We start from the raw sequence: 6,939 nt of genomic DNA, 5'->3' as shown, positions 1-6,939 counted from the left end.
CCACTACGACAGCAACTCCTACCTGCACAACCAGAAATGGATCGACAGCGGGGTGCGCATGAGCTGGAATCTGTTCGGCATTTTGTCGGGCAAGAAGCAGCAGGCCGTGGCCGAGAAGCAGACCGAAGTGGCGCGCGCCCAGCGTCTGGCCCTCGATATGGCTGTGCTGACCCAGGTGCACGTGGCGATGCGCGACTTTGCCGGCCGCAAGCGCCAGTTCGACCTGTCGCAGGAACTGTTTGAAATCGACCGCCTGATCAATCAGCAGACGACGACCGGCGCCAACAACGATGCCCAGAGCCGCACGAATGCGATCCGCAGCGGCGCCAGCGAACTGATGGCCGACTATCGCCGTTACCAGAACTACGCCAGCCTGCAGACGGCGTATGCCCAGGTCATCGCCTCGACCGGCGCCGACCCGCTGCCGGACACGGTCAAGGCGCACGATGTGGCGACCCTGACGGCCGCGATCCGCGACCGCCTGCACGCCATCAGCAATGCGGAGACGCGCTGAGCGTTTCCTCCAGTAGGCTGCGCACGGCCGCCAGCACGCGCTCGGGACTGACCCCGGCGAGGCAGCGCTGGTGGCCCTGCGGACATTCACTGCGGTAGCAATAGGCGCAGGCGGTCGGTTCGAACAGCACGCGGCTGGGCACCTGCCAGGGCGTGTGCTGCGGATTGGTCAGGGCATACAGGTCGACGACCGGTGTGCCCAGGGCCGCCGCCAGATGCACGGGCGCACTGTTATTGCTGATCAGCAGGCGCGCCGCCGCAATCGCGGCCGCCCATTCCCCCAGACTGCATTTCCCCCCGAGTGAGATGGCAGGCGTGTCCACGCCCGCCAGGATGCTGTCGAGCAGCGGTTGCTCCTCGGCGCTGCCGCTCAGCACCAGCGGCATGTCGAGCGTGCGGCCGAGCAGATCGATCAGGCGGCGCCACAGCTCGGCCGGATAGCGGCGCGCCGCCGCGCTGGCGCCCGGATGCAGCAGCAGCCAGGGGCGGCCGATATCGACCCCGGCCTGGGTCAGGCGGCGCAGCAGGCGCGCGCGGTCGCCGGCCAGCACCTGAAAGTGCAGTTGTTCGCTGTCCGCACGCGCGCCGATGTGGGCCACCAGGTCGAGCTGGCGCCGGACCTCGTGGCGGATGGTCTGGCCGGGCTCGGGATCGGGTATCCAGTCGCTCAGCAGGCCGTAAGGATTCTCGCGGCAATGCGCGAGGCGCAGCGGGATCCCGGCCTGGTGGCAGAGCAGGGCGGCCGGCAGCGCGCTCTGGCTGTAGCAGGTGAAGATGATGGCGCCGTCAAAGCCCGCGTGGCGCAGGCGCGCCACGATCTCGGGATCGGGCTTGCCGCTGCCCTTGACCCAAGGCGCGGCATAGGGCAGCACGCGCTCGAGCTCGGGCAGATGGGGCGCGAGGGTGGCCGCCACCGGCGGCGCTGCCAGCAGGCTCAGGCGCCGGCGCGGATGGGCAGCCTGCAGCGCCCGCATGGCCGGCGTGCACATCAGCACGTCGCCGAGATTGTCGAGCCGGACCAGCAGCAGGCGTTCGGCCCGCGCCCAGGCCGCGTTCATGGCGCCACCCCGGGCGGCGGAATCACCCGCATGGCGGTGCGCAGATCGGGCGCGATCAGGTCAGGCAGGCGCAGGGCTGTGCGGCGCCATTCGGTCTCGTTACCATTGTCGAGCAGCAGGCTGCGGCAGCCGGCGCGGTGGCCGGCCTCGACGTCGTCGAGGATGTCGCCAACCATCCAGCTGCTGGCCAGGTCGATGTCATGGTCGGCCGCCGCCTGCAGCAGCAGGCCCGGGGCCGGCTTGCGGCAGCTGCAGCTGCCGGCGAAGGCGCCGACTTTGCCATCGACGGCATGCGGGCAGAAATAGAAGCCGTCGAGCATGGCGCCCTGGATGGCCAGGGTCTGGCTCAGGTGGCGCCACAGGCGCGCCAGCGCGCGCAGGTCGAAGCGCCCATGGGCGAGGCCGGACTGATTACTGACCACCAGCAGGCGGTAGCCGAGCCGGCGCAGGCGGCGCAGGCCGCGCACGGCGCCCGGCGCCAGCACCAGCCGCGACGGCTCGGTGTTGAAGGGCAGGTTCTCGACCAGGGTGCCATCCTTGTCGAGGAAGACAGCGCTGCGCATCGCCGCCTCAGGGCCAGGAGCTTTCCTGCAGCGGCAGGACGGTCAGCTCGGCCACGACCGAGGCGGCCGGCAGTTCGAGCACCCCGCGCACGGCGCGCGCCACATGGGCCGGGTCCTGCAACTGGGCTGGGTCGAGCTCGGGAAAGCGCTCGAGCAGGAAGGGCGTGCGCATGCCGCCTGCGATCACGGCCGTGACCTTGATGCCGCGCCCACGCAGCTCGGCATGCAGGGCATGGGACAGGCCGAGCAGGCCCCATTTGCTGGCATGGTAGGCGCTGGCATTGGGCCAGCCGCGTTTGGCGGCGGTCGAGCAGATATTGACGATGTGGCCGGCGCCCTCCTGCAGCGGCGCGAGCGCGCAGCGGCTCAGGTAGAACGGCCCGCTCAGGTTGGTGGCGATGATGCGCTGCCAGTCGGCCGGGGCGATGGCCTGGGCCGGACGGGTCAGGTCGATGCCGGCGTTGTTGATCAGGATATCGAGGGCGCCCCAGGTATCGAGGGCGGCGCGGACGGCCCCCTGCGCGGCCTGGGGATCGCAGACATCGAGACTGATGGCTTCGGCACTGGCGCCATCCTCGCGCAGGCGCTGGGCCAGGCTGGCGGCGCGCGCCAACTGCAGATCGGCCACCAGCACGCGCGCGCCGGCGCCGGCCAGCTCCTGGCAGAGGGCGGCGCCAAGCCCGCTGGCGCCGCCGGTCACGAGGGCCACTTTGCCCTGCAAGGGAGAAGAAGAGGGGGGATTCATGCGCTGCGCTCCTGAAGCGGGGGGGAAGAGGCGACCGCCTGGTAGAGCGCACAGATGCGCTCGGCCACGCTGGTCCAGGTGTAGTGGCGGTGCACATGGCGCCAGCCGGCCGTGCCCATGCGGCGCGCCAGCCAGGGCGCCTGCTGCAGCTGGGCCAGCCGCGCGGCCAGCGCCTGCGGGTCGCGCGGCGGCACCAGAAAGCCGGTCTGGCCGTGCAGCACCGTGCTGCGGATGCCGCCCACGGCCGCCCCGATCACCGGGGTGGCGCAGGCCATGGCCTCGAGCGGGGTGATGCCAAACGGCTCGTACCAGGGCGTGCTGACGAACACATCGGCCGCGCTGTAGTAGTAGCGCAGCGTGCTGCGCGGGACCGGGCCGGTGAAATGCACCTGGGCGGCCACACCCAGGGAGCGGGCCAGCGCGGCCAGGCGCGCCAGTTCGGCCTGTTCCGGCCCGCCGTGGTGGCTGCCGCCCGCGACCAGCAGGCGCGCGTGGATGCCATGCTCGCTGCCGAGCAGGGCGAGGGCGGCGATCACATTGTCGATGCCTTTGCGCGGCACCATGCGCCCGAGCTGGAGGATGGTGAATTCGCCGGTGCCCAGGCCCAGCCGGCGGCGCGCCTGGCCGCGTACCGGCCACAGCTCGCGCGGGTCGAAGCCGCAGGGCACGATGCTGATGCGCGCGCGCGGCGCGCCGTACAGGCGCACCATGTCCTCGCAGTCCTGCGGGCATTCGGCCACGACCCCGGCCGCGCCCTGCATCAGGCGCGCCTCGATGGCGCTGCGCACGGCCGGAAAGGCGTCGGCGGCGCCCTGGGCCTGGCGCCGCACCAGGCCGAGCGCGTGGAAGGTGATCACATAGGGCAGGCCAAGCGCACTGTGCAGACGCTCGGCCACCAGGCCCGACATGAAGAAATTGGCGTGCACGAGGTCATACGCCTGGCTGCGCGCATGGCCGAGCACCTGCTCGGCGAAGTCGGGCATATGGGGCAGCAGGTCTTCCTTGCGCACATAGCGCGCCGGGCCGGCCGCCACATGCAGCACGCGCACGCCGGGACGCCAGGCCACACTCGGCGCCTGGCGGATGTGCTCGCGCCGGGTGAAGATGTCGACCCGGTGGCCGCGCGCGGCCAGCTCGGTGGCGAGTTGGCCGACGTACACGTTCTGGCCGCCGCTGTCGATGCTGCCGGGCGGGCTCAAGGGCGAGCCATGCTCGCTGATCATGGCGATATTCATGGGCAGACCTCGGCCAGCACGCGGCACCAGTCGGCCACGAAGCGGCTGATGCCGAAGCGCTCGCGCGCCAGCGTGCGCCCGCGCTCGCCGAGCTCGCGCGCCAGGCCCGGCTCCAGCAGCAGGGCCCGCATGCCGGCGGCCAGATAGTCGGGACGGGTATCGAGGATGCCCGAGCGGCCGTTTTCGATGACGGTGGCCAGTTCGGTGGTGGCCAGGCCGACCACGGGCTGGCCGAGCATCATGGCTTCGATCAGGGCCAGCCCCAGGCTCGTGTAGCGCACCGGATGGAAGAAGAAGCGGTAGCGCGCCATGAAGGCGGGCAGGGCGTCGTGCTGGACTTCGCCCAGGCCGCCGGCCTCATCGGCCGCCATGCCGATCAGGTCGAGCGGCAGCTGCTGGCGCAGGTCGGCGAACAGGTCGGCGCCGAGCCGGCGCCCGCGCCGCGCCAGGTGGTTGACCACGACCAGGCCGCGCGCCAGCTCGCCCTGATAGCGGACCGGCGGCACGGGCACGCCATGCTCGACCACGCGCACCGGCGTGCGCCCGTTGTCCCACATTAAGGCATTGAAAGGGGTGACATGCACGAGCAGCATGGCCGGATCGTCGACCGGATGGCGGCTGTCGGTCGGGTGGTCGCGCGGCGGATCATGCTCGAGGTAGATGGCGGGCAGGCGCTGCTGCTCGGGCGTGAGCAGTGCAAGGCGGTCGTGCAGATACTGGTGATCGTCCTGGTAGAGCACGCAGTCGAGGCGGGTGTCGGCCAGCTGTGCGGCCGGCAGGTCGTGCACATTCGCGCCCCAGGGGAAGTGGCCGCAGCGTCCGCCATAACCGGGCGGCCGGTCCGGTTTGCTGAGCACATAGAATTCGTGCGGCACCTGGCTCAGGTAGTACAGATAGCTGCCGTGGGTATGCCAGGTGAGGATGCGCAGGGTTCGCATGGGGAGCCTTGTCAGGAGTCAGAACACATCGTGCGTGCGCTGTTCGTCGGCCAGCTGCTGCTGCAGCTGCCACAGGCGCGCGTAGAAGCCGCCGGCCGCCAGCAGGGCGCTGTGGCTGCCGCGTTCCTCGATACGGCCGCGCTCGAGCACGATGATTTCGTCGGCGTGGACGACGGTCGACAGCCGGTGCGCGATGATCAGCACGCTGCGCTGGCTGGCCAGGCCCTCGAGCGCCTGCTGGATGGCCTGCTCGGCGGCGGCGTCCAGGGCCGAGGTGGCTTCATCGAGAATCAGCACGGCCGGGTTCTTGAGTACCACGCGCGCAATCGCCAGGCGCTGGCGTTCGCCGCCCGAGAGCTTGACGCCGCGCTCGCCGACGATGGTGTCATAGCCTTCGGGCAGGGCCATGATGCTGTCGTGCAGACGGGCGGCGCGGGCGGCGGCCACGACGTCGGCGCGGCTGGCGCCCGGGCGGCCATAGGCGATGTTGTAGGCGATGCTGTCGTTGAACAGCACCGTGTCTTGCGGCACCACGCCGATGGCGCGGCGCAGGCTGGCCGCATTGACGCCGGCGATGTCCTGGCCGTCGAGCAGGATGCGCCCACGGCCGGGGCTGTAAAAGCGCAGCAGCAGCCTGGCCAGGGTGGACTTGCCCGAGCCGCTGCTGCCGACCACGGCCACCGTGCGCCCGGCCGGCAGATGCAGGGAGACGCCCTGCAGCACCGGCCGCCCGGGCACATAGGCGAAGCTGACCTGGTCGAACAGCACATTGCCGGGCCCGGGTTGAAGGTCGGGCAGGGCCAGCACGTCGGCCGGCTCGGGCGGCTCGCGCAGCAGGGAGAACAGGCGCTCGACATTGACCCAGGCGTCGCGCACCTCGCGATAGACGAAGCCGAGCGAATTGAGCGGCAGGCAGACCTGCAATACATAGGCATTGATAAGGATGAGGTCGCCCACGCTCATGTCGCCGGCCCAGACGGCGCGCCCGGCCAGCAGCATGATGGCGGCCACGCCGGCGCCGATGATGGCGCTCTGGCCCACGTGCAGCAGGAACAGGGCGCGCTGGTTGCGCATGGCGGCCTCGCTCCAGCCAGTCATCAGACGGGCGAAGCGCTGGGCTTCGAGGTCCTCGTTGGCGAAGTATTTGACGGTGTCGTAGTTGATCAGGCTGTCGGTCAGGCGGGTTTTGGCGGTGGAGTCGAGCTTGTTGACGCGGCGCTGCCAGGTGGTGCGCCGCGCCGCCATGGCCAGCGTAAAGCCGACGTAGGCGCAGAAGGTGATGGCGATGATGGCCGCGTAGCCGGGCGCGAACTGGCTGAGCATGATGGCCAGCACGAGGCCGATTTCGAGCAGCGTGGGCACGAGAGTGAAGATGCCGGTGCCGAGCAGGAAGGCGAGGCCGCCGGTGCCGCGGTCGATATCGGGCAGCAGGCCGCCGAGCTGGCGCTGGGTATGAAAGCGTGCGCCCAGCCGGTGCAGATGGATGAAGGTGCGCTCGGCATAGCGCGCCACCGTTTGATGGGCGATGGGCGCGAACAGGACGTCGCGCAGCTCATTGAACAGGGTGCTGGCAAAGCGCAGCAGGGCATAGCCGCCGAGCAGGGCGAACGGGGCCGCCGCCAGCTGGGCCGGCTGGCCGAGCACCTCGATGATGCGCTTGAGCACCAGCGGCACGAGCACGGTGGCGCCCTTGGCCAGGATCAGGCAGAACAGGGCCAGACCGATGCGCACGCGTGCGCTGCGCAGCAGTTCGGCCAGTTCGTGCCCGACCGCGTGCGGTGCGGGACGCCACCAGCTTGACTCGCCTGCCATTGCTTGCATCGTCGGCCTCCTGTGCGGGATGTGTAGATTCGACGCCTGCCCAGGCAGGCAAGTTCCGCAGTTCGG

At 70.5% G+C, this 6,939-nt stretch carries 7 protein-coding genes; 1 reads left to right on the top strand and 6 read right to left on the bottom strand.

What is annotated here, in order from left to right; translation table 11 throughout:
- Window positions 1–514, top strand: a 514-nt coding sequence (locus LZ005_RS21250) for a TolC family protein (protein WP_373889451.1), incomplete at its 5' end; no start/stop codon positions are given.
- Here LZ005_RS21250 and LZ005_RS21245 read toward each other — a convergent pair.
- The 6 genes from LZ005_RS21245 to LZ005_RS21220 are packed head-to-tail and all read right to left on the bottom strand — an operon-like array spanning window position 492 to window position 6,873.
- Window positions 492–1,571, bottom strand: coding sequence for a glycosyltransferase family 9 protein (locus tag LZ005_RS21245; RefSeq protein ID WP_237810700.1), 1,080 nt, complete (start codon window positions 1,569–1,571; stop codon window positions 492–494). The genes LZ005_RS21250 and LZ005_RS21245 overlap by 23 nt on opposite strands.
- On the bottom strand, window positions 1,568–2,134 hold the full coding sequence (locus tag LZ005_RS21240) for an HAD-IIIA family hydrolase (RefSeq protein ID WP_237810692.1): 567 nt from the start codon (window positions 2,132–2,134) through the stop codon (window positions 1,568–1,570). Before LZ005_RS21240 ends, LZ005_RS21245 begins: the two co-directional genes overlap by 4 nt.
- A gap of 7 nt (window positions 2,135–2,141) precedes the next feature.
- Window positions 2,142–2,879 carry an SDR family oxidoreductase gene (locus LZ005_RS21235; RefSeq protein WP_237810677.1) on the bottom strand — a complete coding sequence of 246 codons (738 nt, stop codon included), beginning with the start codon at window positions 2,877–2,879 and terminating at the stop codon, window positions 2,142–2,144.
- Window positions 2,876–4,114 carry a glycosyltransferase gene (locus LZ005_RS21230; protein WP_237810670.1) on the bottom strand — a complete coding sequence of 413 codons (1,239 nt, stop codon included), beginning with the start codon at window positions 4,112–4,114 and terminating at the stop codon, window positions 2,876–2,878. The genes LZ005_RS21235 and LZ005_RS21230 overlap by 4 nt, the downstream gene beginning before the upstream one ends.
- Window positions 4,111–5,052: a glycosyltransferase family 4 protein gene (locus LZ005_RS21225; protein ID WP_237810668.1), complete on the bottom strand. Its 942-nt coding sequence runs from the start codon at window positions 5,050–5,052 to the stop codon at window positions 4,111–4,113. The genes LZ005_RS21230 and LZ005_RS21225 overlap by 4 nt, the downstream gene beginning before the upstream one ends.
- 18 nt (window positions 5,053–5,070) lie before the next feature.
- Window positions 5,071–6,873, bottom strand: coding sequence for an ABC transporter ATP-binding protein/permease (locus LZ005_RS21220; RefSeq protein WP_237810658.1), 1,803 nt, complete (start codon window positions 6,871–6,873; stop codon window positions 5,071–5,073).
- Window positions 6,874–6,939: the final 66 nt, after the last annotated feature.

It is taken from the genome of Massilia sp. TS11 (genome assembly GCF_022012445.1).
Taxonomy (GTDB): domain Bacteria; phylum Pseudomonadota; class Gammaproteobacteria; order Burkholderiales; family Burkholderiaceae_D; genus Telluria.
Note: the sequence above shows the minus strand (reverse complement) of the source record. Positions and strands in the feature narration are given on the sequence as shown.

Excerpts from the sequence above, each read along its gene's own strand:
- LZ005_RS21230 (WP_237810670.1), bottom strand. The coding sequence starts at position 4,114 with ATGAATATCGCCATGATCAGCGAGCATGGCTCGCCCTTGAGCCCGCCC.
- LZ005_RS21245 (WP_237810700.1), bottom strand. The coding sequence starts at position 1,571 with ATGAACGCGGCCTGGGCGCGGGCCGAACGCCTGCTGCTGGTCCGGCTC.
- LZ005_RS21235 (WP_237810677.1), bottom strand. The coding sequence starts at position 2,879 with ATGAATCCCCCCTCTTCTTCTCCCTTGCAGGGCAAAGTGGCCCTCGTG.
- LZ005_RS21225 (WP_237810668.1), bottom strand. The coding sequence starts at position 5,052 with ATGCGAACCCTGCGCATCCTCACCTGGCATACCCACGGCAGCTATCTG.
- LZ005_RS21220 (WP_237810658.1), bottom strand. The coding sequence starts at position 6,873 with ATGCAAGCAATGGCAGGCGAGTCAAGCTGGTGGCGTCCCGCACCGCAC.
- LZ005_RS21240 (WP_237810692.1), bottom strand. The coding sequence starts at position 2,134 with ATGCGCAGCGCTGTCTTCCTCGACAAGGATGGCACCCTGGTCGAGAAC.